This window comes from Halorubellus litoreus, assembly GCF_055378595.1.
On record NZ_AP043836.1, the window covers coordinates 190,555 to 215,084 of the forward strand.

Here is a 24,530-nt window from a genome sequence, read left to right on the forward strand (position 1 = left end):
TTTCAGTCTCTCGGGGATGGCGTGCTCGCTCAGTCCTCGACCGCGTCGACGTCGTCGAGGTCGACCATCTCGACGTCGTCAACGTCGTCGTCCCCGCCCATGAGGACGCGCGCCGCGACGGCGAGCAGGACGAGCGCGAGCACGCCGAGGATGGCGCCCTTCACCGGTGCCTTGCTCCCGCCCTCCGCGTCTTCGGCCTCGGGGTCGACGTCGACCGCGGGCGTCGCAGCTGCGTCGGTGGCGTCGTCGTCGGGCACCGAAGTGCCGCCGTCGGTCGCCTCGACGTCCGGGCTCGGGTCCGCGCCGAACGTCGGGCCGAGTTTCAGGTCACCGTCGAAGTGGAGCTCGAAGATGGTGAACTTCTTGTCTGCCATGGGCTATACTTCGCGGAGTCGTCACTTATCGGTTCCGACGTGCTCATGCCTCGGGGTCGACGTGCTGGTTGCAAGTTGAGAGGTCGGTGCGGAATCTGGGTGCGGGCGACGAGCGGTGCCGGCAAGCCGGCCCGCGGATTCCCGAGTCTTAAGTCCCCGCCCACGAACCCGTCTGGCATGGATAGCGAACGCTGGGAGTTCCTCACGGAACTGCTGGAGACGCCGAGTCCGTCGGGGTACGAGACGCGCGGCCAGCGCGTGTGGGTGGAGTACGCGAAGCAGTACGCCGACGACGTGCGAACGGACGCGTACGGGAACGCCATCGCGGCGTACAACGAGGACGCCGACGGCCCGACGATAGCGTTCGCCGGGCACGGCGACGAGATCGGGTTCATCGTCCGTCGCATCGACGACGACGGGTTCGTGCACCTCGGTCGCATCGGCGGGAGCGACCGCACGGTCTCGAAGGGCCAGCACGTCACGGTTCACGGGAGCGACGGGGTCGTCCCGGGCGTGGTCGGGCAGGTCGCCATCCACCTCCGCGACCCGTCGAAGGACGAGTACGACGAGATATCGGAGCAGGTCGTCGACGTCGGTGCCGAGGACCGCGAGGAGGCGGCGGAACTCGTCGAGGTCGGCGACCCGATCACGTTCTCGTCGACCGTCGAGGACCTCGTCGGGGACAAGGTCGCGGCGCGCGGGATGGACAACCGCGTCGGGACGTACACCGCCATCGAGGGACTTCGTCGTGCGGCCGAAGCGGACGTCGACGTCACCGTGTACGCCGTCAGTACCGTGCAGGAGGAACTCGGGAAGAAGGGTGCGATGATGGTGACCGACCGCCTGGACGTCGACGCGGCGCTCGTCGTGGACGTCACGCACGCGGGCGACTACCCGAAGTCGCCGACGGAGAAGACGGGCGACGTCGCGCTCGGCGACGGCCCCGTGGTCGGCCGCGGCAGCGCGAACCACCCGGTGGTCTCCCAGCTCGCGCGGAAGGCCGCCGCGGACGCCGACATCGACGTCCAGCTGCAGGCCGCCGGGAGCTTCACCGGGACGGACACCGACGAGTTCTACGTCTCCAGCGGCGGCGTGCCGTCGCTGAACGTGAGCGTCCCGAACCGGTACATGCACACGCCCGTCGAGGTCGTGGACACGACCGACGTGGAGGGCGTCGCGGACCTGCTCGCGGCGTTCGCGGCGACCGTCGAGGACCGCGAGAGCTTCGCGGTCGACGTCTGACCGCGCCCGACCACGGTGAGTGCAGGCCTCTTGACGGCGCCGACCCGGTACGTTTAAGGAACCGCTACGACCCCGATGGTGTATGGACGACGACAGTGGACGGCCCCTCGACGTGCTCGACGCTTCCGTCGGGAAGACGGTCTCGGTGCGACTGAAGGACGGCGAGACGTACGAGGGCACCCTGACGGGGTACGACCAGCACATGAACCTGGTCATCGAGTCGGACGACAACACAACGATTATCCGTGGCGACAACGTCGTCTCGATAACTCCATGACTGGCGCAGGAACCCCCTCTCAAGGCAAGAAGAACACGAAGACGCACACGAAGTGCCGCCGCTGCGGCGAGAAGTCCTACCACACCAAGAAGAAGGAGTGCTCGTCGTGTGGGTTCGGGAAGTCCGCGAAGCGACGGGACTACGAGTGGCAGTCGAAGGCTGGCGAATAACGACGACCCTTCTCGACCGGGTTTCCGGTCTCTCGACCGTTCAGTTCTCGTAGCGATAGCGCCCGCGACCGTTCACGTCTCGTGGCGACGGAACTCCCGACTCCGGGAGCCGGTCTCGCTGCCGTTCGAGCGTCAACGTCCGTCGAGTGGCGACGCCGTGACCTGGGGGTGCTCCGGTGGCGTGCGACGGACGCATCCAGCGACCAACCGGAATACGCACGACCGTGCATACTTCTCGGTGGTGGGGAGCGGTTTAGACCACAATCACGTCCTTTTTTGGTGGGTGACGCCCGACTGTCTCTCATGACAGACGGGCGGGGAGCCACCCCCGATTCCGACGGGCCGACCGAGAAGTGCGGCGTCGTGGGCGTCGCGCTCGACGACCGGGCGGCCGCACGACCGCTCTACTACTCGCTGTACGCGCTCCAGCATCGCGGCCAAGAGTCCGCGGGCATCGTCACGCACGACGGGTTCCAGCAGCACGACCACGTCGAGATGGGGCTCGTCGGGGACGCGTTCACCCAGGACGACGTCGAGTCGCTCACGGGCGCGGCCGGCATCGGGCACGTCCGGTATCCGACCGCGGGGAGCGTCGACAAGTCCTGCGCGCAGCCGTTCACCGTGTCGTTCAAGAGCGGATCGCTCGCCCTGTCGCACAACGGGAACCTCGTGAACGCCGACGAGATTCGGGACGAACTCGCCGGGCTCGGGCACGCGTTCACGAGCGACGGCGACACCGAGGTCATCGCGCACGACCTCGCGCGGAACCTCCTCGAGGAGGACCTCGTGCGCGCCGTCAAGCGCACGATGGGACGCATCCACGGGTCGTACTCGCTGACCATCATGCACGACGACACCGTCCTCGGCGTCCGCGACCCCGAAGGGAACCGACCGCTGTGCATCGGCGAACTCGACGACGGCTACATCCTCGCGTCCGAGTCGGCGGCCATCGACACGCTCGACGGCGAACTCGTCCGCGACGTCCAACCCGGCGAGCTCGTGGTGCTCCACGAGGACGGGAGCGACTTCGACTCCTACCAGCTCGTCGACCAGGAAAACAGCGCGCACTGCTTCTTCGAGCACGTGTACTTCGCGCGCCCCGACAGCGTCATCGACGACTCCCTCGTGTACGAGGTCCGCCGGCAGCTCGGCCGGAACCTCTGGCACGAGTCCGGTATCGAGACCGACGTCGTGATGCCGGTACCCGACTCGGGGCGTGCGTTCGCGTCGGGGTACGCGGAGGCGGCGAGCGAGGACGGCGCCGAGACGGAGTTCGCGGAGGGCCTGATGAAGAACCGGTACGTCGGCCGGACGTTCATCATGCCGACGCAGGACGAGCGCGAGCGCGCCGTCCGCCTGAAGCTCAACCCCATCAAGTCGACGGTGGAGGGGAAGACCGTCACCATCATCGACGACTCCATCGTCCGCGGGACGACGTCCACGCAGCTCGTGGAGCTCCTGAAGGACTGCGGCGCGGAGGAGGTCCACATGCGCATCGGCGCACCACCGATCGTCGCGCCGTGCTACATGGGCATCGACATGGCGACGCGCGACGAGCTCATCGCCGCCGGCCAGAGCACGGAGGACATCCGCGAGGCAATCGAAGCGGATTCACTGTCCTATCTCTCCATCGACGCGGTCTGTGACGCGCTCGACGCCTCCCGCGCCGACCTCTGCCTGGGGTGCGTCACCGGCGAGTACCCCTACGACATCGAGGGCGAGACCACGGACCGCGACGTCGCCCGTCCCGTCATCGAGGGCGCGGACGCACCGGCCGACGACTGACCGGCGCGCCCGCAGAGTCGCTGTCGGCCGGTGCTCGGCGGCGTCGTGCTAGATTATCTCCTCGGTCGACGTACTCCTCGCATGAGTTCACCGGTCTTCCTCCGGGGTGACGTCGTCGAACTGCGGACGCTCGACGAGGACGCGCTCGAGTTCCTCCACGAGGGCGTGAACGACCCCGGGGTCTGGGTGTCACTCGGCGTCCACGGACCCGTCCACGAACCGGAGAGCGAGGAGTGGTACGAGGAGGTGACGTCGGGCGAGGACGTCCTCCAGTTCCTCGTCGCCGGCGACGGGCGACCGGTCGGGTCGGTCACGGCATTCGAGGTGAACCGCTCGAACGGCCACGCGACGCTCGGGTGCTGGATCGCGAGCGACGAGCAGGGGAACGGCTACGGGCCGGACGCGACCCGGACCTTGATGCGGTACCTGTTCGACCACCAGCGGTTGCACACGCTCCAGGCGACCGCGTTCGCGTTCAACGACGCGTCCCGGCGGACGCTCGAACGCGTCGGATTCCGCGAGGTCGGCTGTCTCCCGGAGTGGGTGTTCGTCGACGGCGAATACCACGACACGCTCGTGTACGCGGTCACCGTCGGCGACTGGCGAGCGCACTGAGCGTCACCGTCGGCGACTGGCGAGCGCGCCGACTCGTCGGGTGAGGCGTGCTAGCGCACCTTGTCGGCGATTTATATCGAGCGGTCGGGTCGGTTCCGGTATGCCCGGTGCGACCTTTCTCGAAGGCGACGTGGTAGAGTTGTGTACGGTCGAGAGCGAGGACGCCGCGTTCCTCACCGAGGCCGTCAACGACCCGGCGGTCCGGCAGTCACTCGGCGTGGCGGACCCGCGGGGACGACAGCATCACGAGGAGTGGATCGAGGAGGAGGTGAACGGCGGCGACGGCATCACGCTCCTCGTCGTCGCCGACGGCGACCCGGTCGGCGTCGTGAGCACGGTCTGGATCGCGGATCGGAACGGCCACGCCATCCTCTCCGCGTGGATCGCCGCGGACGCCCACGGCGAAGGCTACGGGTCGGACGCGACGGCGACGTTCATCGAGTACCTGTTCGACGAGAAGCGCATGCACTCGGTGCGTGCGGAGGCCTACGAGACGAACGAGGCGTCGAACGCACTCCTCCAGTCCATCGGTCTCGACCGGGTCGGCACCATCCCGGAGGGGGCGTTCGTCGACGGCGAGTTCGTCGACTCGCACGTCTACGCGACGACCGCCGACGACTGGCGAGCACAACGGGAGTGACCCGGTCGCTCGCGGTCGCCAGCGAACCGCCGCAACCGCCAGCGAACCGCCGCAACCGCCAGCGAACCCGCGCTCACCCGTAGAAGCCGGCGGGGACGAGGTAGAGGAGGACGTAGACGACGTTCCCGAGGACGAACGAGACGAGCCAGAGCGGCGCCGCCACCTTCGCGACGCGCTTGTGGCTCGTCTCCGGGAGTTCGCTCACGGGATGCGTCCACGCGAGCAGGAGCACGTAGTACAGTAGCGGGATGCAGACGATGGCGAGTATCATGTGGACCGCGAGCACGCCGAGGTACGCGAGCTCGACGACGCCCGTTCCCGGGAACGATTGGGGTCCCTTGAGCGCGACCTTCCAGAGGTAGAGCGCGAGGAACGCGACGAACAACCCGAACGCGGCGAGCATGTACTTGCGGTGGGTCTCGAAGCGCTTCGCGCGCGCCTCGCGGACGCCGAGGACGATGCACGCGATGGCGGCGAGACTGATGCCCGCGTTCACGTGCGGAATCGCGGAAAGCAGCCACGCTGGTGCGCCCGGCAGGACCGAGCCGGGGATGGCCTGCCGGGCCGCGGCGAACACGAGCGCGAGCGACACGAGCGAGAGGACCGCAGTGACCTCGCGGAGGTTCCGACGAACACGCCGTTCCATACCCGGGTCTGAGGACTCCGTCGGCTTACGGCTTGCCGTCTCCCGTCACGCCAGCGGCCCGCGTCGGCGCGGCGGCCCGCGCGGCGCTCGCGTGGGTCGGATACGGACGTTTACACGGCGCACTCGCGACGAAGGGGCTCCGGACCGTCGCGTTCGTCGTCGGCGGCGCCAGTCCACCCGCGGTCGAGAGTCGCCGACAGAGAGTTTTTGCGGACGGCATCCCGAGGCATCGATATGGACGAGTGCGTCGCCTGTGGCGCGTCGGTTCGCGGTGCGACCACGTACTGCGACGACTGCGCGAACCGAGACGACGACGCTGCGACGGCGACGAGCACCGCATCGGTCGACGACCGCGTGTCGTCGCCGACGTCGCGTGCCGTCGCCGTCCTGCTCGCGGCGGGCGCGCTCCTCGGCGGCTTCCAGACGGTACAGACCCTCCTGTACCTCCCGCAGGCGGTCGCAGTCGGGTGGTCGCCGGACACCCTGGGGTTCATCGCGGTGCAGGCCGTGAACGTCACGCTGCTCGTGTCGTTCGCAATCATGGCGAAGCGCCTGTTCGACGGGACGGCCGACCGTGCACGCTACGGCCGCGTCCTGCGCGTGCTCGCCGTCGCGAGCGTCGGATTCGGAACGCTCGTCACGGCCCTCCCGAACCCAGTGGTCAGGTGGCTTCCAACCGTCATGGACCCCGCGTACGTCGTCCTGAACGTCCTCGCGTTCCACCTCGCGCCGACAGTGCTCTGGACGGAGTGGCAGATGCTCGCGGTCGGCGTCGTCGGCGCCGCCGTCTCCTTCGGGGCCGGCACCGCACTCCAGCGAGACGCATTGGCCTGACGGCGCGACGCACGCGTAACCGGCCACACGGACGCATCGACGCATCATACAGCAGCAGCGATGCTTTTTTCAACCAATCATCCAACTGATTCGTATGGGCGAGTGCGCGGACTGCGGCGGCCCGGTCGAGGGCTTCGCGACGTACTGCGACGACTGCAGCGGGACGACGACCGCTACGAGCGGCGACGGCGCCGAGATCGACGGGCGCGAACCTGCGACGTCGACGGGACGAGACGGCAGCGCCACCACGACCGGGTCGACGACCAGGACCGACGGCGCCCCCACGCGCGTCGGGACGTTCCTCGCCCTCGCGACCGCCGCCGGTGCGTACGGAATCCTGCAGACGCTCTGGTTTCTCACGCAGGTCCTCGGGTACGCCGGCGGCGCGGACCTGTTCGGTAACCTCTACGGCGACCTCCTCTACGCACCATTCATCGGCGCGTACGGCGTGATGGCGAAGCGCCTGCTCGACGGCACCGCCGACCACGCACGCTACGCCCGCATCCTCGCAGCGTTCGCCGTACTCACCGTCGCGTTCACCGCCGTTCACGAACTCCCCGTCGCCCCCCTCGCCAGATGGCTCCCGTTCGGCGCCGACCCCGGCTACGTCGCCCTGCACTTCCTCGCGTACACGCCGCTCGGGACGTTCCTCCCACCCATGGGGCGCTACCCTGCGTTCGTCGTCGTCGTCGGCGTCGGGACGACCGCACTCGCCGCCCATCACCTCCGCCCGACCGATCGCTGACCGTCGGGACCGACGCGGACATCGGACGACGGCACGCAGCACTCCTCGGACCTCCGACGACTACACGAACCGTCGACGCTTCGCTGGTCGAGCGTTGCGTCGGAAAGGAATGTGCGTGGGTGCTGTCCACGAGGGAGAGCACCCGCATCGCATTCGAGGTGCGGCCGGTTGTGGCCGCGTGGTGCGATGCGTGGGACCGGATTTGAACCGGCGGACCTCTACAGGACAGCGCCCTCAACGCTGCGCCGTTGGCCTGGCTTGGCTACCCACGCTCGCGGTATCTTGCTGCACTCCTTCGTTCCCGGGGGACCAATAAAAGCCCTTTCTTTTCCACCGGCAGTGACTGGGGTTCGCACGCCGCCGGCGGGCTCGCCGCCGGAAGGGCAACGCGACGGTGCACGGGGCGCGCTCGCGGCGTGACGGTGGTCGCGCGAAGCGCGGGGTTGAAATGGTGTGGTGTGGAAGAGAGAGGTATGGCGAAGTACTCGACGGGTGGTTCGTCGGGTGGCGGCGACGGCGACACGTGCGAGCTCTGCGGCGCGGCGAGCGAGAACCTCAGCATGGCGAACGTCGCTGGCGCGCGACTGAACGTGTGCGCGTCCTGTGCCCCCCACGACGACACCGAGACGAAGCGATCCTCGAACGACGGCTCCAGTAGCGGCGCTGGCGGCAGTGGTGGCGGTGGTGACCGCGACCGGAAGCGTCGCGCGGTCCAGAACGCCGCGAAAGCCAACGACGTCTGGGACGGTGACTCCGGACACTGGGAGGAGGAGGGCACGAACTACGACGACGACCAGTTGCCGTACCTCCACAACGACTACGGGAAGACCGTGACGGAGGCGCGCCAGGAACGCGGCCTCCAGCGCGAGGAGTTCGCCGAGGAGCTCGGTGCGACGGAGGCGGACATCATCGCCATCGAGCAGGGTCGCGCGACCCAGGCCGGTATCGGCGGTGGCCTCATCGCCGCCATCGAGGACTACCTCGACGTCGAGATCTCCGAGCAGTAGGCGCGACCATCGGGGGGTGCCGGCGAAGTGCTTTTGCTGGCGCCGGGAGTCTGTTATCGGTGATGACCGTACAGCGTGCTGCTGCGCAACCGTACACGACGAGTTTCGAGGCGACGGTCGAGCGCGTCGACGGACGAGACGTGGTACTCGAGGAGACGTACTTTTACGCGGAGAGCGGCGGGCAGCCGGCGGACCGCGGGCGTATCGGTGACAGTCGCGTCGTGGACGTCCAGGTCGACGACGAGGGGGTGGTCGTGCATTCGCTCGACGAATCGCCTGCGTTCGACGCCGGTCGGTCGGTGCTGTGTCGCGTGGACTGGCAGCGACGGATGTACTGTATGCGAGCGCACACCGCGAGTCACGTCCTGTACGGGGCGGCGCGGACGTGCATGGCGGACCTCGGGTACGGTGGGTTCGACATCCGGGCGGCCGCGGACCGGTCGAGCGCGGAGGCGGTCGGCTGGCGTGGGAGCGTCGACGGGAGTGAGGGAGTCGATTCGAGCGACGCGGACCGGGTTCGCGTTGACTTCGAGACGTCGACGGACGTCGACGACGACGTCCTGGTGACGTTGGAGCGACGCGCGAACCAGGCGGTCTGGGAGTCCCGGGACGTGACGTGGGAGACGCTGTCGGCCGACGCGGCGCGCGAACGCGACGGTATCGTGTTCAACGAGAAGACCGAAGAGGGCGTGTTCGGCGAGGACGCGGAGGTGCGCGTCGTCACGGTCGGCGGGGCGGAGGCGGCGGCCGGCGAACCGTCAGGGCGTCCGTTCGACGTCGCGGCGTGCGGGGGGACGCACGTCCGGAACACGCGCGAGATAGGGCCCATCACGGTCCTCGGCCGGTCGAATCCCGGCGAGGGGATGACCAGGGTCGAGTTCGCGGTCGGGCCGCGCGGTATCGAGCGCCGCGGGAGCGAGAAGGCGGCGTTGCTCGCGGCGGGCCGTGCGCTCGACGTCGGCCCCGGCGAGGTGCCCGAGGCGGTCGCGCGGCTCCAGGACGAGGTGGCGTCGCTCCGCGAGGAAGCCACGGCGGCGCAACGGCGCTTGCTCGAATCCCGACTCTCGCAGTTCCCGGTCGTGGAGCGCGACGACGAGCGGTGGCTCGTCGGGACCGTCGAGGGCGTGGACGCGAACGACGTGGAGCCGATGGTTCGCGAGGCGGCGGGCGACCGTGCGGCGGTCGTGGTGCTCGTCGGACGTGCCGGGAGTACGTTCGTCGTCGCGGCCGCGAGCGAGTCGGCGTCGTCGAACGCGGGTGGGGTCGTCGAACGCGTCACCGAGGAGTTCGGTGGCGGCGGCGGTGGGAGTCCGCGGTTCGCGCAGGGCGGTGGCCTGTCGGTCGACCCCGAGGGGGTCGTGGAGTGGTTCCGGGACGAGTGACTCGACCGGGTCGTGCGACCGACTCGCGCTCGTCGGAACCGGGCAATTTTTTCGGGGACCGTCCGTAGGAAGCGTATGGATTTCACGAGCGAGCAGGAGGCGGTGCGGGACGTCGTCCGCGAGTTCGCCGTCGAGGAGCTCCGGCCGGTCGCCGCGGAGTGCGACGCCGAGCAGTCGTTCCCGGAGGACGTCTGGGACGACCTCGCGGACATGGACCTCACGGGCCTCACCGTCCCCGAGGAGTACGGTGGGTACGACGCTGACCCGGTGACGTACGCGCTCATCAACGAGGAGCTGGCGTACGGGATGCTGTCGGTCGCGACCGCGCTCTCCGTGCACGGGCTCGCGACGTCGTGTATCGCGGAGTTCGGGAGCGAGGACGTCAAGGACGAGTGGCTCCCGGACATGGCGACCGGCCGTCCGGTGGGCGCGTTCGCGCTCAGCGAACCGCAGGCGGGCTCGAATCCGGCGGAGATGTCGACGGTCGCCCGCAGGGACGGTGACGAGTTCGTCATCGACGGCACGAAGCAATGGATCACGAACGGGAAGCGCAGCGACGTCGTCATCCTGTTCGCGAAGACCGACCGCGACGACCCCGGGAGCGTCACGCAGTTCCTCGTCCCGAAGGACGTCGACGGCGTGAGCGTCGGGAAGAAGGAGGACAAACTCGGGCTCCGGGCGAGCGACACGACGAGCCTCGAGTTCGACGGCGCGCGCATCCCCGCGGAGTACCAGCTCACCGAGGAGGGTCGCGGACTGTCGGCCGCGTTCTCCATCCTGACGGGCGGCCGCATCGCCATCGGCGCGCAATCCGTCGGGCTCGCCCAGTCCGCACTCGACGCCGCGCTCGAGTACAGCCAGGAGCGCGAGCAGTTCGACCAACCCATCAGCGACATCCAGACCATCCGCCACAAGCTCGCGGACATGCAGACGAAGGTCCAGGCCGGCCGCCTCCTCACGTACGACGCCGCGCGCAAGAAGGCGAGCGGCGACCCCCAGGAGACGGCGATGGCGGCGTCCCAAGCGAAGCTCTTCTCGAGCGAGAACGCCATCGAGGTCGCGAACGAGGCCGTCCAGATCCACGGCGGCTACGGGTACACGACGGACTTCCCGGTCGAACGCCTCTACCGCGACGCGAAGATCCTCACCATCTACGAGGGCACCAGCGAGATACAGAAGAAGATCATCGCACGCCACCTGCTCGACGACTGACTGCAGCCACGAACCCTTTTCGCTTCGACTATCGAGGCCCTGTCAGCGGCGCGTTCGAGACGACGTGCGGTGCGAGTCGGTCAGTACACGACGGCGTTCGCTGCGACTCGGTCAGTCGTCGTCGGCAGGGGCGCGGTCGTCGGGAGTCGTCTCGTCGTCGCTCCCCGCGTCCTCGCTCCCGGTACCGTCGTTATCCCGGGAGTCAGTACCGTCGTGATCCGAGGAGTCAGTAGCGTCGACGCGCTTGGCGGGAACGCCGACGACCGTTGCGCCGGGTGGGACGTCGTCGGTGACGACGGCGCCGGCGCCGACGCGCGCGCGTTCGCCGACGGTGACGTCGCCGAGGATGGTGGCGTTCGCGCCGATGGTGACGTCGTCCTCGACGGTCGGGTGTCGTTTGACGGGGTCGGGCGAGTTCCCGCCGAGCGTCACGCCGTGGTACATGTGGACGCGGTCGCCGATTTCGGCGGTCTCGCCGACGACGACGCCCATCCCGTGGTCGACGACGACCTGTCGCCCGACCGTTGCCGCGGGATGGATCTCGACGCCCGTGAGGAACCGGACGAGCTGGGAGAGCGCGCGTGCGGACAGCCGGAAGCCCGCTCGCCAGACCGCGTTCGTGACGGCGTGCGCCCAGACAGCGTGCAGGCCGGGGTAACAGAGGAGGACCTCGAGTTGCGACTTCGCCGCCGGGTCCGCGTCGTGAACGGCGGTCACGTCAGCGCGGACGCGCCGGAGGAGTCGTCGAATCACGTCGCATCACGCGACGCGCGGTCGCCGTCGCGCACGCTCACGACCCCGGCGGTCTCGTCGACGACGGTGGGCGGGGTGCGACAGCATCGCCGCGTCGAACCACGAGCCCGTTCGACGGCGATGCGGTCGATCGCGGTAGCGACCACAGGCATGCCTCGCATTCGCCGAGCCATCGTCTAAAGCGAATCGATTCCCCGAATCCCGGTCGACCGGCGCAGACAGGTTCGCCGGGCGGCTGCGGTCGCCGTCAGAACTCTTCCCAGTCGCTCGGCGAGTCCGGGAGGCCGAGCACGCGGCGTTCCCGGCCGTGCTCGCCGGTCCGCGTCTCCACGAGGCCGTCGAACAGCTGGCGGATGGTGTTGACGGTCTGGTCGTCGTGCGCGTCCGCGTCGAGCGTCCCGAACCCGAGCGCGTCCGCTGCACTGATGCGGCCCGTGAGGATGTGGAGGAACCGGAACACGGTCTTGACGTCCGCGTACATCAGGAGCTGGCTGATGGAGTCGAGCGCGACCCGGGTCTGGTAGCCCTGGTTCGCGAACTGCTCGAGGAGCTTCGAGGACGCCATCCCGATGCCCGTGAAGTCGCCGGGCGAGGAGACGTACCGCGTGAGCGGATGCTCCTCCTGGCCCATCCCGCGTTCCTGGGAGACGCAGTCGACGATACCGAGCTGCGGGTCGGCGTCCTCGGGGAGGCGGTTGCCGATGTCCTCGCGGAGTCGATCCGCGCTGTGCTGGGTGGTGACGACCAGTCCCGCGTTCCCCTGTTCGAGTCCGTCTGCGAGCACCTCGCAGAGGAGGTCGTACTTCCCGGTCATCGGCGGCCCCATGACGAGGAGGTTCGTGCCCGGTCGAACCTCGGAGACCGGGAGCGCGTCCGCTACCGCGTACATACGACCCCCGAACTCGCTCCCACGGCCGGTTGCATTGATGGTGATTTGCGCGTACGTCTGTATAAACCCACGGGAGTCGTCCGACGTGCGTATGCCATCATCTAAGTGCTGGCGACGGGAATCGAGTGGTATGACACTGTTCGGGACGGCTGGTATCCGCGGCCCGGTGGCGACACGGGTCACGCCTGAGCTGGCGCTGCGAGTTGGGCAGGCAGCAGGGGTCGACGGCGCGGAGTTCGTCGTCGGTCGCGACGGCCGGGAGACCGGCGAGGCGCTCGCCGCCGCCATCGAGGCGGGCCTGGAGAGCGCGGGGGCGGACGTCGAACGCGTCGGGCAGGTGCCGACGCCGGCGCTCGCGTTCGCCTCGCAGGGACGTCGTGGCGTGATGGTGACGGCGAGTCACAATCCGCCCGAGGACAACGGCATCAAGCTGTTCGTCGACGGCGAGGAGTACGACCGGGCGGCCGAGGAACGCGTCGAGGAGCGCGTCGCGGACGGCCCCGCGCTCGCCGACTGGGACGCGTTCGGGTCGGGACGCGAGGGCAGCGTCCTCGAAGCGTACCGGGAGGCGGTGGTCGAGTTCGTTCGGGAGTCCGTCGCTGCTGGTGCGACCGAGCCCCTGGACGGGTTGACTGTCGCCGTGGATTGCGGGACGGGGATGGCGAGCGTCGGGACGCCGCAGGTCCTGGAGGCGCTGGGTGCGGACGTCCGGGCGACGAACGCGAACGTCGACGGGCACTTCCCGGCGCGACCGTCGAAGCCGACGCCGGAGACGCTCACGGAGTTCTCCGCGTTCCTCGCGGAGTCCGAGGTCGACCTGGGGCTCGCGCACGACGGGGACGCGGACCGCATCGTCGTGTTGACGCCCGAGGGCGACGTGGTACACGAGGATACGGTGCTGGCGATGCTCGCCGAGCATTACGTCCGGGCGAGCGACGCCGCGGACCCGGTGGTCGTGACGACGCCGAACGCGTCCGGCCGGATCGACGAGCGCGTCGAGGCAGCGGGTGGCCGCACCGAGCGCGTTCGACTGGGCGCGCTCCACGAGGGCATCGCTCGCGAACGTCAGGCTGGGGGTTCGGACACCGAGGTGGCGTTCGCGGCGGAACCCTGGAAGCACGTGCACACCGCGTTCGGTGGATGGATAGACGGCGTGACGAGCGCGGGCGTGTTGTCGGCGCTCGTCGCCACCGAGGGTGGACTGGATGCGCTTCGCGCCCCGATCACGGAGCGTCCGTACCGGAAGGTCAGCGTGTCCTGTCCCGACGAAGCGAAGGAGGCTGCGATGGAAACGCTCGCGGACGCGCTCCCGGAGACGTTCCCAGAGGGCGACGTCGACACGGACTACGGCGTTCGCGTCGACCGCCCGGACGCGTCGTGGGTGCTCGTCCGGCCGAGTGGGACCGAGCCGTACGTCCGCATCTACGCGGAGGCCGACGACGTCGACGCACTCGTCGAACGCGCACGCGCAGTCGTCGAATCTGCGGTCGAGACCGCAGAAACCTAATATACTTACGCTCTAATCCATATTGGATTAAGTTCTTACGGCCATGTTGGATATATAGTTAGGGGTTGCAACCATTGACTTGCGTTCCGACGGGTTTAATTCGGCATCCTGCATGAATTGGACGTAATGCCTTCGAACAGGCGGAAGTTCCTGGCGAGTGCGGCTGGCATCGGTGCTGCGACAACCGCTGGCTGTCTCTCCAGTCTCGGCGGCTCCGGAAGTAGTGGCACGAACGTCGGCGTCGTCTACGCCCTCGGCGGGCTCGGCGACAAGGCGTTCAACGACATGGCCAAGCAGGGCATCGACCAGGCCATCGAAGAGTACGACATCAACTATCAGGGCGCCGAGCCCTCGGGGAACAGCGAGTTCCCGACGCTCCAGAAGAAGTTCGCCGACTCGAACAACCCGAACTACGACCTCATCTGCACCATCGGGTTCGCGCAGGCCGAAGCGCTCACGGAGAACGCCGAGCAGTACTCCGACCAGCAGTTCATGATCGTCGACTCCGTCGTCGAGAAGGACAACGTCGCGAGCTACGTGTTCAAGGAGCAGCTCGGGTCGTTCCAGGTCGGGCACCTCGCGGGCCTGCTCACGCAGCGCGACTTCTCGACGAGCGGTGACGGGATGACCGACGCGTCGACGAACACGGACGCGGCGACGGTCGGGTTCGTCGGCGGGAAGGAGAACTCGCTCATCAAGAAGTTCGAGGCCGGATTCATCGCGGGTGCGAAGCACGCGGGCGACGTCGAGGTCCGCTCGGCGTACGCCGGCTCGTGGAGCGACCCCGCGAAGGGCAAGGAGATCGCGCTCTCGATGTACGACAACGGCGCGGACGTCGTCTACCACGCCGCGGGTGGGACCGGCACGGGCGTCTTCGGCGCGGCGCAGGAACGCGGCCGGTACGCGATCGGCGTCGACTCCGACCAGTCCAAGTCCGCGAAGGAGTACAAGGACGTCATCCTCGCGAGCATGGTCAAGCACGTCGACACCGCGGTCCTCACGAGCGTCGAGAACGTCGTGAACGACGAGCACGCGGGCGGGGAAGTGAGTGCACTCGGTCTCGAGAAAGGCGGCGTCGAAGCCGTGCTCGGGCAGACGCTCGGCTCGGAGATTCCGAGCGAGGTCAAGAGCGCACTCGAGGAGTCCAAGTCCGGTATCGTCAACGGCGACATCTCGGTGCCGACCGACCCCGAAAACGCCTGAGCGGTTAGCTCTCACCGATTTCTTCATGACCGAATCCACGACGACGGGCAGGCCGGGTAGTGACGGGCGCGCGGTCCCGGGAGGTGGGCGGCCGTGAGCTCGCTCGCGGTCCACCTCGACAGTATCACGAAGCGCTTCCCGGGCGTGGTCGCGAACGACGACGTCGACCTCCGCGTCGAGGAGGGCTCGGTGCACGCGCTCCTCGGCGAGAACGGCGCCGGGAAGACCACGCTGATGAACGTCCTCTACGGGCTCTACGAGCCGACGGAGGGCGTCGTGCGATTGAACGGCGAGGCGATGGACTTCGATTCGCCGCGGGACGCGATCGACGCGGGCGTCGGCATGATACACCAGCACTTCATGCTCGTCGACCCGATGACGGTGACGGAGAACGTCGTCCTCGGGAACGAACCCCGGAAGTGGGGTGGGCTCGCGGTCGACCGCTTGGCCTCGCGGAAGGCGGTCGTCGACCTCGCGGAGAAGTACGGGTTCGACGTGGACCCTGATGCGGCAATCGAGGACATCAGCGTCGGCGAGCAGCAGCGCGTGGAGATACTGAAGGCGCTGTACCGTGGCGCGGACGTCCTCATCCTCGACGAACCGACGGCGGTCCTCACGCCCCAGGAGGTCGAGGAGCTGTTCGCGGTGTTCGAGGAGTTGACGTCGCAGGGGAAGACGATCATCTTCATCTCGCACAAGCTCGACGAGGCGATGAACGCGGCCGACGACATCACCGTCCTCCGGGACGGCGTGAACGTCGGGACGGTGGACGCGAACGCGACGAACCGCGAGGAGCTCGCGGAGCTGATGGTCGGTCGCGAAGTCCTGCTCGACGTCGACAAGCCGTCGGTGTCGACCGGGTCGCCCGCGCTGGCGGTGTCCGAGTTGACGGTGCGTGACGAGCGCGACGTCGTCGCGGTCGACGGCGTGAGTTTCGACGTCCGCGAGGGCGAGGTGTTCGGTATCGCTGGCGTGGACGGGAACGGACAGTCGGAGCTCGTCGAAGCCGTCACGGGACTCAGAACCCCAGCCGCGGGGTCGGTGGCGTTCGACGGCGAGGACATCACGCACGCGTCCCGACGGAGTCGCATCGCTCGCGGGATGGCGTACGTCCCCGAGGACCGCCAGGAGCGCGGGCTCGTGATGGACTACGACCTCGTCGAGAACGGCTTGCTGGGCAAGCAACACGACCCGGCGTTCGCGCCGAACGGTCGCATCGACTGGGAGGGCACGTACGGGCACGTCACGGACGTCATCGAGGAGTACGACGTCCGACCACCGGACCCGAGTGCGAGCGCGAAGAGCCTCTCCGGTGGGAACCAGCAGAAGTTCATCGTCGGGCGCGAGTTCAGTCAGGATCCCGAGGTCGTCGTCGCCTCGCATCCGACGCGCGGCGTCGACATCGGGAGCGTGGAGTTCATCCACGAGCAACTGCTCGACCTCCGCGCTCGCGGGAAGGCGATCCTCCTCGTGTCCTCGAAGCTCGACGAGGTCCAGTCGCTCTCGGACCGACTCGCGGTCGTGCACGACGGCGAGTTCGTCGACGTCGTCGACCCCGAGTCGACGACCGAGGAAGAGCTCGGGCTGCTCATGGGTGGCGAGAGCGTCGACACGGTCGACGCGGCGCCTGCGCGAGGTGACGACGCATGACCGACGACCAGTCGGACGCGGGCAGCGAGAAGACGACCGACTCGACGACGACCGAGGTCGACGACGGCGACATCCCGTCGTGGTCGGAGTCCGCGGCGTCGAAGATCGTCACGGCGAGCGCGAAGGAGCGCGTGTTCATCAGCGTCGCCGCGTTCCTCGCGAGCGTGCTCGTCGGGAGCGTCCTCGTCTACCTGTCGGGGCTCGTCGTCGACTGTCCGAGCGGCGGGTTCCTCGGGTCGTGCTACAACCCGTTCCTCGTCTACTACTTCCTGTTCGTCGACCCGTTCATCGGCGGGTTCAACGTCGCGCTCGTGATGAAGGAGACCGTGCTCCTGCTGTTCACGGGGCTGTCTGTCGCGGTGGCGTTCCGCGCGGGCCTGTTCAACATCGGCTCGCAGGGCCAGCTCGTGCTCGGCGGGCTCGCGACGGCGCTCGCGCTCGTCTTCGTCGCGCCGCTCGCACCCGGTGGCGTTCTCGGGACGCTCGTCCTCGTGCCGTTCGCGCTGCTCGTCGGCGCCGTCTTCGGCGGCCTCTACGCCGCCATCCCAGGCGCGCTCAAGGCGTACGCGGAGGCGAACGAGGTCATCACGACCATCATGCTGAACTTCGTCGCGACAAATCTCGCGTTCTTCCTCATCTCGACGTACTATCAGGACCCGGAGAGCGGGAGCGTGCAGACGGTCGCCATCCCGGAGGCCGCCCGCCTGAAACCCATCGTGCCGTTCTTCGAGGGCGCGCAGTTCTCGATCATCGCCCTCCTGCTCGGCCTCGCGCTCGTCGCCGGGACGTTCTACGTCCTCGCGAACACCGCGTTCGGGTACGACGTCCGGACGAGCGGCCTGCAGGCCGCGGCCGCGGACTACGCGGGCGTCGACCCGAAGCGCCTCGTCGTCTCCAGCATGACGCTGTCGGGCGCGCTCGCCGGCGTCGGCGGCGCCGTCTACGTCATGATGGTGATGGCGCGCTACCGGACCGGCGTGCCCGCGCTCGGGTTCGACGGCATCACGGTCTCCATCCTCGCCGGGAACAACCCGCTCGGAGTCATCCCCGCGGCACTGTTGTTCGGCGTGATGAAGGCCGGGAGTCTCTCCATCGACTTCAGTCTCGGCGTCCCGAAGCAACTCGTCGGCGTCCTCCGCGGGCTCGTCATCCTCTTCGTGGCGATGCCGGAGTTCTTCCGGATGCTCGCCCGCTACACGCCGTACGGCCCCGACGCCGACAGAACAGTCGCGACCGACGGAGGTGAGGACGATGGTTGACCGGAACGTGTACGTCGCGGGTGCCGCCGGCGCAGCGGTCACCGTGCTCGCGCTGGTCGTGTTCGCGTTCGTGTTCCCGGTCGACTGGGTGGTCGCGCTCGTCGACCAACTCGACACGAGCCTGCTGTCGGCCGCACTCCGGCTGTCGGTCCCCATCGCGTTCGCCGCACTCGGCGGTATCTTCGCGGAGAAGTCCGGCGTCATCAACATCGGGCTCGAGGGACTGCTCATCGCGTCCGCGTTCACGAGCATCGCGGTCGCGTGGGCGCTCCAGGGGTCGGTCGAGCCGTCGACCGCCGCGTGGGCCGGATTCGGCGCGGCCGTGCTCGCGAGCACGCTACTCGCGCTCCTGTTCGCGGTCGTCACCATCCGCTACGAGGCCGACCAGATCATCGCCGGCCTCGCGGTCTGGCTGGTCGCACTCGGGTTCGCGCCGTTCGCGAGCCAGATCGTCTGGGACTCCGTGAACTCTCCCGCAGTGCCGACCCTGAACAACTGGGTCGTCCCCGGTCTCGTCGACATCCCCGTCCTCGGGCCGGCCGTGTTCGACTCGAACCCGACCGTGTACCTGATGCTGCTCGCAGTGCCCGTGTCGTGGTACGTCCTCAACCGCACCGCGTTCGGTCGGTGGGTGCGCGCGAGCGGCGAGAACCCGAAAGCGCTCGACACCGCCGGCGTGAACGTCACTCGCGTCCGGTACGCGAGCGTCCTCCTCTCCGGCGTCTTCTCGGGCGTCGGCGGCGCCGGCCTCGCACTCGGGCAGGTCGGGCAGTTCATCGGGAGCGGCCAGACGATGGTCTCCGGCCGCGGCTGGATCGGCATCACCGCGTACCTCATGGGGAACTACAACCCCATCGGCGCGTTCGCCTCGTCGTTCCTGTTCGCGGGCCTGAACGCACTCCAGTTCCGCGTCCAGCAGATCAGCGAACTGAACATCGCCCCGTCGCTCGTCCAGATGGTGCCGTTCGTCGCCGTCATCGTCGTCCTCGCACTCGTCGGGAAGACCCGCATCCCCGACGCCGCAGGCGACCACTACGAATCGGGCGACGACTGAGCACCGACTCCGTTTCGTGGCGTTCCGGACGCGTCGACGCGTTCGCGGATGGCGGCGACGACGCCGTCGATGTCTTCGATCTCGGTCGCGTCGAACCGGAGCGTCCCCGTCCATCTGCCTCGGCCGTCGACGACGAGCACGTCGTCCTCGACGCGCACCGACTCGAAGTCAGTCCACGAGCGACGACTCCGGTTCACGAACAGGGCCTCGTCGGCGACGTGGACCTCGCGGTCGGTCCGCGAGAGCGCGAAGAACACGACGCCGGTCGCCGAGAGCGGGAGGTACGTGAACGCGAACGTCGGGTCGTCGCCGACGCTCAGGCCGACGGCGGCGACGGCACCACCGAAGACGGTGGCTACGCCGCCGAGACGCATCGCTCGCCGCGAGCGCGGCGCGAGCGGTGCCTCGAACGACACCGCGGTCGTGGCGGTCTCGCGACGCCGCCGGTCGTGGACGTCGCGGGCGAGCACCCACGCGGCCACGCCGAGCGCGCACCCCGCGAACGCGACCGCGTACGGCGCCAGCGCGGTCGCTCGAAGGGGCGGCGTCTGCAGGAACGCCCTGAGAGTCCACGCGACGACCGTCCCGCCGGGGATGAGGAGGTACCGCGGTGCCGCGAGCGCCGCGAGGAGTGCGTCGCTCTGTCGGACGGCGGCGGCGACGACGAGCCCGACGCCGACCGCCACGCCCACACCCGCGGTGAGTGCGGTTCCATCCCGCGGCGCGCCGACGACCGCCGGGAGCGGTGCGGTCACGCAGACCGCGAAGGCAACGAGGAGTCCGCCGACGACGCGCTCGCGCCGCGACTCGTCGACCCCCGTCATGACTCGCGTCGGTCGAGGAACCGGTCGAGCGCTCGGACGGCCTCGTCCAGGTCGCCGACGTCCTCGCGGTCGAAGCGCTGCGCGCGGTCCACGTAGCGGCTCGCGCGATGGAGGACGAGCGCCTCGTCGGTGAGTTCGAAGCTCTCGAAATCCGCCCACGCGACCAGCGACGAGTCCACGAGCACACCGGCGTCCCTGACCTCGACGGTTCGCTCGCTGTCGACGCTCGCGAGCACCGCGGTCAGTGGCGCGAACACCGTCCACCACATCGTCTCGAACTCGACGCCGACGACGAACGCGACCGCACCAGCGGCGACCGCGACCACCGCGAATCCACCTGTCATGTACTTCGTGCGCCGACGCTGCGTCGGCGGCTGTCGCGCCGACCACGACGCGTACACCGTCGACGATTCCTGCACCCTCGCCTTCCACAGCGGGAGGTTCGCGAGGAGCGCGACGAACCCGCCGACGGTCGCAACGATGGCACCCCCGAGTAACGCCGCCGTCACGCCCTCGCTCGGCGTCGACCCGAGAACGAGGACGGCGAGGACGGCCACGAGCAGTGCTATCGGGACCCCAGCGAAGAGGACGAGCCCGACCGGTCCGTGGAACCGCTCGTGGAGCGAGGGGTGATACGCCGCTCGGGCACCGAGGTACCCGCCGAGGACACCGGACCCGAGTCCGATGGCGGCACCCGCCCACCACGGGCCGAGCGCGAGGCTGACCGCGCCGACGCCACCTGCGAGCACGCCAACGCCACCGATCCACAACCCCATACTGGCGAACAGCACTTGCCGATACCAGTTCTCGCGCATACACCACACTCGTACCAGGAACCCCCTAAATCCCGGTCGGTGTTTTCGCGGCCAGAAAACCCAGCGACTTCGACGGGTCGGCCGCGGTAACGTGACACCAATCGGCCACAGGACACCGATGGGTTACTTGCCCGTGGACGGAATCCATGGAGACATGGACGACGAGGAACTCATTGAAGCCGCCAGGGACGTTCAGTCGGAGGCGTACGTACCGTACTCGGAGTACCGCGTCGGCGCGGCACTGGAGACCGCCGACGGCGAGGTGTACGTCGGCTGCAACCTGGAGAACGCGAACTACTCGAACAGTCTGCACGCCGAGGAGGTCGCCGTCGCGGAAGCGCTCAAGGACGGCCACCGCGAGTTCGCGGTGGTCGCGGTGTCCTCGGGGAACCGCGACGCGGTGACGCCGTGCGGGATGTGCCGGCAGACGCTCGCCGAGTTCTGCGACGAGGACTTCCGCGTGCTCTGTGACGCCGGCGAGGACGGCATCCGCGAGCACCGCCTCGGCGACCTGCTCCCGGAGACCATCGGACCGGAGACCCTCGGCAAGTAGTCGCCGACGAACCGTGGCTGCCTCGAAAGCCGCCGGAGACGGCGACGTCCCGGTCAGCCCGACGCAGTAGCCTTTTACGCTGGCTCGCGCTACGAGCAGGGTATGACTGGCGACAGCGAGGACCCGAACGCGGACGTACAGTACCACGTCGAGGTCGGCCCGGAGGACGTGAGCGACGCCGTCCTCCTCCCGGGGAACCCCGAGCGCGTCGACAAGATCACCGCGCTCTGGGACGACCACGAGGAGCGAGCGTACCACCGCGAGTACCGGACCGCAACCGGGCACTACGACGGCGCCGAGATTTCGGTGACGTCGACGGGTATCGGGTCGCCGAGCGCCGCTATCGCGGTCGAGGAGCTCGCTCGCGTCGGCGTGGAGACGTACATCCGCGTCGGGTCGTGTGGCGCTATCCAGCCGGAGATGGACGTCGGCGACCTCGTCATCACGACGGGCGCGGTCCGCCAGGAGGGGACGAGCGACGAGTACGTCCGCGAGGACTACCCGGCGGTCGCGGACCACGAGGTCGTCGCGGCGCTCGTCGCCGCCGCCGAACGCCTCGACTACGACTACCATACGGGGCTCACGATGAGCGCGGACAGCTTCTACGCGGGCCAGGGCCGCCCGGGGTTCGAGGGGTTCGAGGCCGCGGGCGCGGACTCGCTCGTCGAGGAGCTCCAGGACGCGAACGTGAAGAACATCGAGATGGAGGCCGCCGCCATCCTCACGCTCGCGAACGTGTACGGGCTCCGGGCAGGCGCGGTCTGCTCGGTGTACGCGAACCGCGTCACCGGCGAGTTCCGGACGGAAGGCGAGTCGCGCGCCGCGGAGACCGCGAGTCTCGCGGTGAAGCTCCTCCGGAAGATGGACGAAGCGAAGGCCGAGGCGGGCGTCGACCACTGGCATCCCGGCCTCTCGCTCGACTGACGGCCATTCGAGTGCGGGTCGACTGACAGCCATTCGAGTGCGGGTCGACTGACAGCCATTCGAGTGCGGGTCGACTGACAGCCATTCGAGTGCGGGTCGACTGACCGCCATTCGAGTGCGGGTCTTTTGGCGAACAGGCGACGGTCGTCGACAGTATCGTGGTCGTCGACGGATTCTACTCGTGGGAGTCGCCGCGAGGGGTCGTCGCGCTCCGGCCTCGGCCCTCGCGTCGCGAACGGCTAGTGCACGCCGACCGTGGCCGCGGCTCCGTACTTGAACGCTCGGTCCGAGAGAGAAGCGAAAGAAGCGTCGTTCGACTGTCCGTTAGAGCATGCTCCAGGCGGAGGCGGCGCGGCCGTAGCCGGCGACGTCCGCGATCCAGCGTGCAGCGATCGCCTTCTTCAGGTTCTTCGCGGGGAAGCCACCGAACGTCGTCACCGGCGCGCTCACGCCGAACGCCTTGACGTCGTGCGCGACGGCCTTGTCGCCGACGCTGATGACGGTCCCCTTGTCCTCGTGCACCCACGACGTCAAGCGGCGGCCTTCGATGGCGCGAACGACGTTCTCGGCGGCGACGTCGGCGGCGCCCCACGCGGCCTGCGCGGTCGGCGGTGCCGGGTCGTCGCCGGGCTGCTCGATGAGCGCGGAGTCGCCGACGGCGAACACGCGGTCGTCGGTCGTCTGGAAGTCCTGTCCGGTCTGGAACCGGTTGTGTTCCTTGTCGACGTCGGTCTCGTCGAGCGCGTCGCGGCCCGTGATGCCACCGGTCCAGAGGAGGACGTCGTACTCCATCTCGGCGTCCTCGCCGATGTAGACCGTCTCCTCGTCGACCTCGCCGATGAACTCGCCCGTGAGGATGTTGATGTCGAGTGCCTCGAGGCGCTTCTTCAGTGCGCCCTGGACCTCGGGGTCGTTCCCGGGGAAGATCGAGTCCAGCCCTTCGACGAGGTGGATGTCGATGGGTGCGCGCTTCTCGTCGCGGAACTTCGCGATCTCCGCCGCGGTCTGGATGCCCGAGAGCCCGGCGCCGCCGACGATGACGTCCGCCGGGTCGCTCCGCGTCGCGTCCGCCGCGGCGTCGCTGACGGCGTCGTGGATGGCGAGCGCGTCGTCCGCGGACTTCAGCGTGAGCGAGTGCTCTTCGAGGCCCTCGATACCGAAGAACGCCGTCTGGCTGCCGAGTGCGACGAGACAGTAGTCGTACTCGATGACGTCACCGTCGTCGAGTTCGACCTCGCGCGCGTCCTCGTCGAGGCCGACGACCTCGCCGCGAACGAACTCCGTGCTGTGGTCGGCGATCTCGCGCACGGGAATCTTGATCTTCTCCGCGACCGACGGCTCCCGGATGATACGGTGGGACTCGTGCAGAACGAGGTGATAGTCGACGTCAGCGACCCACGTGATGGAGACGTCGGAGCCGGCGCGTTTCTGGAGTTCCTTGACCGCGCCAGCGCCTGCGTAGCCGGCGCCGAGCACGGTGACGTTCGTAGCCATATCGTCTCGTCAGTAACCCTCCGGTACAAAGGTGTTGAAACGCGAGTCGTCGTGCGATACGTTGTCACCCCGATTATGGGCGGTTCGTGTCGTCGCGGCCGAGCGACGGCTCGGTCAGTGCTCGGGGTCCTCCGCGGGCGCGACCATGTTGTCGATGCGGAGGATGATGATGTTGTTCGTGTCGTCCTTCCCGTCGACGGTCCCCTCGATGACGAGCTTCGAGAGCGGCGTCGGGCCGACCGTCACCGCGTCGCCTTCGTGGATGTCCCGGACCGACCCCTGGAGGTGGATCTCGGCGCGACACAGCTCGGGGTGGTGGACCGACGACAGGTCGATCTCGTCGACGATGACGTCCTCGATGGACTCGCCTTCGTGCGTGAGCGGGACCGTCGCGGGTTCGTCCATCTGCTGGATCTCGAGGGCCTCGTAGGCGGCCGCGGTCGGCTTGTACCCGCCCTTGGGGCCGGGGACGCCCTCGACGAGCTGGAGTGCTTTCAGGGACTGCATCTGATTGCGGATGGTGCCCGCGTTCCGGTCGACCTGCGTGGCGATGTCCTCGCCCTTGATGGCGTCTTCTTTCTCTCTGTGCAGGTTGATGAGCGCCTGCAGGATGTTCTTCTGACTCGGGGTGAGTTCGATCGACGACATAGCGTCGCGTAGGTCACGTCCGGCCTTA

General features: G+C 68.5%; 26 protein-coding genes, 1 tRNA gene and 1 pseudogene. 18 read left to right on the forward strand and 10 right to left on the reverse strand.

Features of this window, described 5'->3' with window-relative positions; genetic code table 11:
* Positions 1-29: 29 nt before the first annotated feature.
* The gene (locus tag ACZ48X_RS05300; protein ID WP_336350141.1) at positions 30-374 is read right to left on the reverse strand and encodes a hypothetical protein; all 345 of its coding nucleotides are present in this window, start codon (positions 372-374) and stop codon (positions 30-32) included.
* 177 nt (positions 375-551) lie between these two features.
* Here ACZ48X_RS05300 and ACZ48X_RS05305 point away from each other — a divergent pair, with 177 nt between their 5' ends.
* The 6 genes from ACZ48X_RS05305 to ACZ48X_RS05330 all read left to right on the forward strand — a co-directional run bounded on the left by ACZ48X_RS05305 (position 552) and on the right by ACZ48X_RS05330 (position 5,103).
* Complete coding sequence (locus ACZ48X_RS05305) at positions 552-1,616, forward strand: M20/M25/M40 family metallo-hydrolase (protein WP_336350140.1); 1,065 nt, start codon at positions 552-554, stop codon at positions 1,614-1,616.
* Between the two features lie 82 nt (positions 1,617-1,698).
* Positions 1,699-1,893 carry an LSM domain-containing protein gene (locus ACZ48X_RS05310; protein WP_336350139.1) on the forward strand — a complete coding sequence of 65 codons (195 nt, stop codon included), beginning with the start codon at positions 1,699-1,701 and terminating at the stop codon, positions 1,891-1,893.
* Positions 1,890-2,063: a 50S ribosomal protein L37e gene (locus ACZ48X_RS05315; RefSeq protein ID WP_227131278.1), complete on the forward strand. Its 174-nt coding sequence runs from the start codon at positions 1,890-1,892 to the stop codon at positions 2,061-2,063. Before ACZ48X_RS05310 ends, ACZ48X_RS05315 begins: the two co-directional genes overlap by 4 nt.
* A gap of 303 nt (positions 2,064-2,366) precedes the next feature.
* A complete protein-coding gene (purF, locus tag ACZ48X_RS05320) occupies positions 2,367-3,848 on the forward strand; it encodes an amidophosphoribosyltransferase (protein ID WP_336350138.1) in 1,482 nt (493 codons plus the stop codon).
* 81 nt (positions 3,849-3,929) lie between these two features.
* A complete protein-coding gene (locus ACZ48X_RS05325) occupies positions 3,930-4,463 on the forward strand; it encodes a GNAT family N-acetyltransferase (protein ID WP_336350137.1) in 534 nt (177 codons plus the stop codon).
* A gap of 100 nt (positions 4,464-4,563) precedes the next feature.
* Positions 4,564-5,103 (forward strand): GNAT family N-acetyltransferase, encoded by a 540-nt coding sequence (locus ACZ48X_RS05330; RefSeq protein WP_336350136.1) that lies wholly within the window; start codon positions 4,564-4,566, stop codon positions 5,101-5,103.
* A gap of 73 nt (positions 5,104-5,176) precedes the next feature.
* Here the strand turns inward: ACZ48X_RS05330 and ACZ48X_RS05335 are convergent, their stop codons facing one another.
* On the reverse strand, positions 5,177-5,749 hold the full coding sequence (locus ACZ48X_RS05335; RefSeq protein WP_336350135.1) for a DUF420 domain-containing protein: 573 nt from the start codon (positions 5,747-5,749) through the stop codon (positions 5,177-5,179).
* Between the two features lie 234 nt (positions 5,750-5,983).
* Here ACZ48X_RS05335 and ACZ48X_RS05340 point away from each other — a divergent pair, with 234 nt between their 5' ends.
* Together ACZ48X_RS05340 and ACZ48X_RS05345 are read left to right on the forward strand one after the other, a co-directional pair.
* A complete protein-coding gene (locus ACZ48X_RS05340) occupies positions 5,984-6,583 on the forward strand; it encodes a hypothetical protein (protein WP_336350134.1) in 600 nt (199 codons plus the stop codon).
* Between the two features lie 94 nt (positions 6,584-6,677).
* Positions 6,678-7,328 carry a hypothetical protein gene (locus ACZ48X_RS05345; protein ID WP_336350133.1) on the forward strand — a complete coding sequence of 217 codons (651 nt, stop codon included), beginning with the start codon at positions 6,678-6,680 and terminating at the stop codon, positions 7,326-7,328.
* Between the two features lie 187 nt (positions 7,329-7,515).
* On the opposite strand, the gene ACZ48X_RS05350 is transcribed toward ACZ48X_RS05345, so the two are convergent.
* Positions 7,516-7,600 (reverse strand) — tRNA-Leu (locus ACZ48X_RS05350).
* A gap of 201 nt (positions 7,601-7,801) precedes the next feature.
* Between ACZ48X_RS05350 and ACZ48X_RS05355 the strand changes: the two genes are divergently transcribed.
* From ACZ48X_RS05355 to ACZ48X_RS05365, 3 genes are all read left to right on the forward strand, one after another.
* Positions 7,802-8,335 carry a helix-turn-helix domain-containing protein gene (locus ACZ48X_RS05355; RefSeq protein ID WP_336350132.1) on the forward strand — a complete coding sequence of 178 codons (534 nt, stop codon included), beginning with the start codon at positions 7,802-7,804 and terminating at the stop codon, positions 8,333-8,335.
* 62 nt (positions 8,336-8,397) lie between these two features.
* A complete protein-coding gene (locus tag ACZ48X_RS05360) occupies positions 8,398-9,717 on the forward strand; it encodes an alanyl-tRNA editing protein (protein WP_336350131.1) in 1,320 nt (439 codons plus the stop codon).
* A 75-nt stretch (positions 9,718-9,792) separates the two neighbouring features.
* Positions 9,793-10,929: an acyl-CoA dehydrogenase family protein gene (locus ACZ48X_RS05365; protein ID WP_336350130.1), complete on the forward strand. Its 1,137-nt coding sequence runs from the start codon at positions 9,793-9,795 to the stop codon at positions 10,927-10,929.
* A 234-nt stretch (positions 10,930-11,163) separates the two neighbouring features.
* Here the strand turns inward: ACZ48X_RS05365 and cysE are convergent.
* The 3 genes and pseudogenes from cysE to ACZ48X_RS05380 all read right to left on the reverse strand — a co-directional run.
* A pseudogene (gene cysE, locus ACZ48X_RS05370) lies at positions 11,164-11,679 on the reverse strand (serine O-acetyltransferase); the annotation flags it as partial.
* Positions 11,679-11,834 (reverse strand): hypothetical protein, encoded by a 156-nt coding sequence (locus tag ACZ48X_RS05375; RefSeq protein WP_336350129.1) that lies wholly within the window; start codon positions 11,832-11,834, stop codon positions 11,679-11,681. The pseudogene cysE and the gene ACZ48X_RS05375, both read right to left, overlap by 1 nt.
* Positions 11,835-11,929: 95 nt before the next feature.
* Positions 11,930-12,571 carry an RAD55 family ATPase gene (locus tag ACZ48X_RS05380; RefSeq protein ID WP_336350128.1) on the reverse strand — a complete coding sequence of 214 codons (642 nt, stop codon included), beginning with the start codon at positions 12,569-12,571 and terminating at the stop codon, positions 11,930-11,932.
* A gap of 130 nt (positions 12,572-12,701) precedes the next feature.
* Here ACZ48X_RS05380 and ACZ48X_RS05385 point away from each other — a divergent pair, with 130 nt between their 5' ends.
* The 5 genes from ACZ48X_RS05385 to ACZ48X_RS05405 all read left to right on the forward strand — a co-directional run bounded on the left by ACZ48X_RS05385 (position 12,702) and on the right by ACZ48X_RS05405 (position 19,244).
* Positions 12,702-14,078, forward strand: coding sequence for a phosphohexomutase domain-containing protein (locus tag ACZ48X_RS05385; protein WP_336350127.1), 1,377 nt, complete (start codon positions 12,702-12,704; stop codon positions 14,076-14,078).
* A 126-nt stretch (positions 14,079-14,204) separates the two neighbouring features.
* Entirely contained in the window at positions 14,205-15,281 is a 1,077-nt protein-coding gene (locus tag ACZ48X_RS05390; RefSeq protein ID WP_336350126.1) for a BMP family lipoprotein, read from the forward strand.
* Positions 15,282-15,374: 93 nt separating this feature from the next.
* Positions 15,375-16,931: an ABC transporter ATP-binding protein gene (locus tag ACZ48X_RS05395; RefSeq protein ID WP_336350125.1), complete on the forward strand. Its 1,557-nt coding sequence runs from the start codon at positions 15,375-15,377 to the stop codon at positions 16,929-16,931.
* The gene (locus tag ACZ48X_RS05400; RefSeq protein WP_336350124.1) at positions 16,928-18,190 is read left to right on the forward strand and encodes an ABC transporter permease; all 1,263 of its coding nucleotides are present in this window, start codon (positions 16,928-16,930) and stop codon (positions 18,188-18,190) included. Before ACZ48X_RS05395 ends, ACZ48X_RS05400 begins: the two co-directional genes overlap by 4 nt.
* Complete coding sequence (locus tag ACZ48X_RS05405; protein ID WP_336350123.1) at positions 18,183-19,244, forward strand: ABC transporter permease; 1,062 nt, start codon at positions 18,183-18,185, stop codon at positions 19,242-19,244. The genes ACZ48X_RS05400 and ACZ48X_RS05405 overlap by 8 nt, the downstream gene beginning before the upstream one ends.
* On the opposite strand, the gene ACZ48X_RS05410 is transcribed toward ACZ48X_RS05405, so the two are convergent.
* Positions 19,223-20,068: a hypothetical protein gene (locus tag ACZ48X_RS05410; RefSeq protein WP_336350122.1), complete on the reverse strand. Its 846-nt coding sequence runs from the start codon at positions 20,066-20,068 to the stop codon at positions 19,223-19,225. The genes ACZ48X_RS05405 and ACZ48X_RS05410 overlap by 22 nt on opposite strands.
* Complete coding sequence (locus tag ACZ48X_RS05415; protein WP_336350121.1) at positions 20,065-20,883, reverse strand: hypothetical protein; 819 nt, start codon at positions 20,881-20,883, stop codon at positions 20,065-20,067. Before ACZ48X_RS05415 ends, ACZ48X_RS05410 begins: the two co-directional genes overlap by 4 nt.
* Before the next feature lie 154 nt (positions 20,884-21,037).
* Between ACZ48X_RS05415 and cdd the strand changes: the two genes are divergently transcribed.
* Together cdd and ACZ48X_RS05425 are read left to right on the forward strand one after the other, a co-directional pair.
* Positions 21,038-21,436 (forward strand): cytidine deaminase, encoded by a 399-nt coding sequence (gene cdd, locus ACZ48X_RS05420; RefSeq protein WP_336350120.1) that lies wholly within the window; start codon positions 21,038-21,040, stop codon positions 21,434-21,436.
* A gap of 102 nt (positions 21,437-21,538) precedes the next feature.
* The gene (locus ACZ48X_RS05425) at positions 21,539-22,360 is read left to right on the forward strand and encodes a nucleoside phosphorylase (RefSeq protein ID WP_336350119.1); all 822 of its coding nucleotides are present in this window, start codon (positions 21,539-21,541) and stop codon (positions 22,358-22,360) included.
* A gap of 324 nt (positions 22,361-22,684) precedes the next feature.
* Here ACZ48X_RS05425 and ACZ48X_RS05430 read toward each other — a convergent pair whose 3' ends face one another.
* Positions 22,685-23,854: an NAD(P)/FAD-dependent oxidoreductase gene (locus ACZ48X_RS05430; RefSeq protein WP_336350118.1), complete on the reverse strand. Its 1,170-nt coding sequence runs from the start codon at positions 23,852-23,854 to the stop codon at positions 22,685-22,687.
* Positions 23,855-23,968: 114 nt separating this feature from the next.
* Positions 23,969-24,502 carry an HTH domain-containing protein gene (locus ACZ48X_RS05435; RefSeq protein ID WP_336350117.1) on the reverse strand — a complete coding sequence of 178 codons (534 nt, stop codon included), beginning with the start codon at positions 24,500-24,502 and terminating at the stop codon, positions 23,969-23,971.
* Between the last annotated feature and the right edge of the window lie 28 nt (positions 24,503-24,530).

Bases quoted from the DNA above. Each gene is read 5' to 3' on its own strand.
- ACZ48X_RS05300 (WP_336350141.1), bottom strand. From the start codon at position 374: ATGGCAGACAAGAAGTTCACCATCTTCGAGCTCCACTTCGACGGTGAC.
- ACZ48X_RS05325 (WP_336350137.1), top strand. From the start codon at position 3,930: ATGAGTTCACCGGTCTTCCTCCGGGGTGACGTCGTCGAACTGCGGACG.
- ACZ48X_RS05375 (WP_336350129.1), bottom strand. From the start codon at position 11,834: ATGCCTGTGGTCGCTACCGCGATCGACCGCATCGCCGTCGAACGGGCT.
- ACZ48X_RS05345 (WP_336350133.1), top strand. From the start codon at position 6,678: ATGGGCGAGTGCGCGGACTGCGGCGGCCCGGTCGAGGGCTTCGCGACG.
- ACZ48X_RS05380 (WP_336350128.1), bottom strand. From the start codon at position 12,571: ATGTACGCGGTAGCGGACGCGCTCCCGGTCTCCGAGGTTCGACCGGGC.
- ACZ48X_RS05435 (WP_336350117.1), bottom strand. From the start codon at position 24,502: ATGTCGTCGATCGAACTCACCCCGAGTCAGAAGAACATCCTGCAGGCG.
- ACZ48X_RS05405 (WP_336350123.1), top strand. From the start codon at position 18,183: ATGGTTGACCGGAACGTGTACGTCGCGGGTGCCGCCGGCGCAGCGGTC.
- ACZ48X_RS05330 (WP_336350136.1), top strand. From the start codon at position 4,564: ATGCCCGGTGCGACCTTTCTCGAAGGCGACGTGGTAGAGTTGTGTACG.
- ACZ48X_RS05305 (WP_336350140.1), top strand. From the start codon at position 552: ATGGATAGCGAACGCTGGGAGTTCCTCACGGAACTGCTGGAGACGCCG.
- ACZ48X_RS05390 (WP_336350126.1), top strand. From the start codon at position 14,205: ATGCCTTCGAACAGGCGGAAGTTCCTGGCGAGTGCGGCTGGCATCGGT.
- ACZ48X_RS05310 (WP_336350139.1), top strand. From the start codon at position 1,699: ATGGACGACGACAGTGGACGGCCCCTCGACGTGCTCGACGCTTCCGTC.
- ACZ48X_RS05425 (WP_336350119.1), top strand. From the start codon at position 21,539: ATGACTGGCGACAGCGAGGACCCGAACGCGGACGTACAGTACCACGTC.
- ACZ48X_RS05340 (WP_336350134.1), top strand. From the start codon at position 5,984: ATGGACGAGTGCGTCGCCTGTGGCGCGTCGGTTCGCGGTGCGACCACG.
- ACZ48X_RS05315 (WP_227131278.1), top strand. From the start codon at position 1,890: ATGACTGGCGCAGGAACCCCCTCTCAAGGCAAGAAGAACACGAAGACG.
- ACZ48X_RS05360 (WP_336350131.1), top strand. From the start codon at position 8,398: ATGACCGTACAGCGTGCTGCTGCGCAACCGTACACGACGAGTTTCGAG.
- purF (WP_336350138.1), top strand. From the start codon at position 2,367: ATGACAGACGGGCGGGGAGCCACCCCCGATTCCGACGGGCCGACCGAG.
- ACZ48X_RS05415 (WP_336350121.1), bottom strand. From the start codon at position 20,883: ATGCGCGAGAACTGGTATCGGCAAGTGCTGTTCGCCAGTATGGGGTTG.
- ACZ48X_RS05365 (WP_336350130.1), top strand. From the start codon at position 9,793: ATGGATTTCACGAGCGAGCAGGAGGCGGTGCGGGACGTCGTCCGCGAG.
- ACZ48X_RS05410 (WP_336350122.1), bottom strand. From the start codon at position 20,068: ATGACGGGGGTCGACGAGTCGCGGCGCGAGCGCGTCGTCGGCGGACTC.
- ACZ48X_RS05355 (WP_336350132.1), top strand. From the start codon at position 7,802: ATGGCGAAGTACTCGACGGGTGGTTCGTCGGGTGGCGGCGACGGCGAC.
- ACZ48X_RS05385 (WP_336350127.1), top strand. From the start codon at position 12,702: ATGACACTGTTCGGGACGGCTGGTATCCGCGGCCCGGTGGCGACACGG.
- cdd (WP_336350120.1), top strand. From the start codon at position 21,038: ATGGACGACGAGGAACTCATTGAAGCCGCCAGGGACGTTCAGTCGGAG.
- ACZ48X_RS05335 (WP_336350135.1), bottom strand. From the start codon at position 5,749: ATGGAACGGCGTGTTCGTCGGAACCTCCGCGAGGTCACTGCGGTCCTC.
- ACZ48X_RS05400 (WP_336350124.1), top strand. From the start codon at position 16,928: ATGACCGACGACCAGTCGGACGCGGGCAGCGAGAAGACGACCGACTCG.
- ACZ48X_RS05430 (WP_336350118.1), bottom strand. From the start codon at position 23,854: ATGGCTACGAACGTCACCGTGCTCGGCGCCGGCTACGCAGGCGCTGGC.